This is a genomic window from Bacillus sp. LR--39 (assembly GCF_053613335.1).
Genome location: NZ_JBSIOT010000500.1, coordinates 1 through 919, shown reverse-complemented (window position 1 = coordinate 919; position 919 = coordinate 1). Strand labels below are relative to the sequence as shown.

At 45.4% G+C, this 919-nt stretch carries 3 protein-coding genes; 1 reads left to right on the top strand and 2 read right to left on the bottom strand.

Going from position 1 to position 919, the window contains the following annotated elements; all coding sequences use genetic code 11:
- The coding region (locus ACWHAR_RS24465) for a site-2 protease family protein (protein WP_452088106.1) at positions 1 to 360 on the bottom strand (360 nt) is incomplete at its 3' end.
- Between the two features lie 108 nt (positions 361 to 468).
- Between ACWHAR_RS24465 and ACWHAR_RS24460 the strand changes: the two genes are divergently transcribed.
- The gene (locus ACWHAR_RS24460; RefSeq protein ID WP_452088105.1) at positions 469 to 657 is read left to right on the top strand and encodes a 2-hydroxymuconate tautomerase; all 189 of its coding nucleotides are present in this window, start codon (positions 469 to 471) and stop codon (positions 655 to 657) included.
- A gap of 42 nt (positions 658 to 699) precedes the next feature.
- On the opposite strand, the gene ACWHAR_RS24455 is transcribed toward ACWHAR_RS24460, so the two are convergent.
- A partial coding sequence (locus ACWHAR_RS24455; protein ID WP_452088104.1) for a MarR family transcriptional regulator occupies positions 700 to 919 on the bottom strand: 220 nt, incomplete at its 5' end.

The window sequence follows — 919 nt, the reverse complement described above, 5'->3', positions numbered from 1 at the left end:
TTCCATTCCGTACGCATGCATCAACACTAACAAAAAGAAACCAATAAACGCAAGAATCAGGTTACTGACGGGCCCGGCTATAGATACGAGCACACCAGCAAGCCGGGGTTTCTTAAAGAAACGGCGATTCACGGGAATGGGGCGCGCCCACCCGAATCCGGCCACCAGAATCAAAATGGTTCCGAACGGATCAAGGTGTTTAATGGGATTCAGCGTCAGTCTTCCTTGTTTTTTCGCCGTATCGTCACCGAATTTGTATGCGACATAAGCGTGGGCAAGCTCGTGCATCGTAAACGACACAATTAGCGTGATGACGAGGTATGGCATTAAAGATAACGGATAATATAAAAAACGGTCCAAGTGAGATATCCCTCTTTCTCAAAATGCAAGAATTTACTTTATTCAGTATACTATAAGAAGCCTCTTTTTCTAAAGAGAGGAAACGAGATAAAGGAGGATTCAGCACCCATGCCATACGTAACTGTCAAAATGCTCGAAGGCCGTACAGACGAGCAAAAACGCAATCTTGTCGAGAAAGTAACAGAAGCCGTAAAGGAAACAACCGGTGCTTCTGAAGAAAAAATTGTTGTCTTTATAGAAGAAATGAGAAAAGACCATTATGCCGTCGCAGGCAAACGGCTGAGCGGTATGGAATAATCTCTATAAAGCCGGCGCTTCGCGCACCGGCTTTTATTATCCCTATTGAGCCAGCTTCGCAATAATCGCCAAGAACGTCTTTTTCTCTTCAGCTGTTAAACGTTCAAACATGCCGTCAATCAGCTGCTGGCGGGTTTCGATCATTTGTTCAGCCGCTCCCCGGCCCGATTCAGAAAGCGTAATCCATACAGTGCGGCGGTCATTATTATTTCTGGATCTCTCAATAAACCCTTCCTGCTCTAAATGATTCAGAGCTGTGGTC

Excerpts from the sequence above, each read along its gene's own strand:
- ACWHAR_RS24460 (WP_452088105.1), top strand. The coding sequence starts at position 469 with ATGCCATACGTAACTGTCAAAATGCTCGAAGGCCGTACAGACGAGCAA.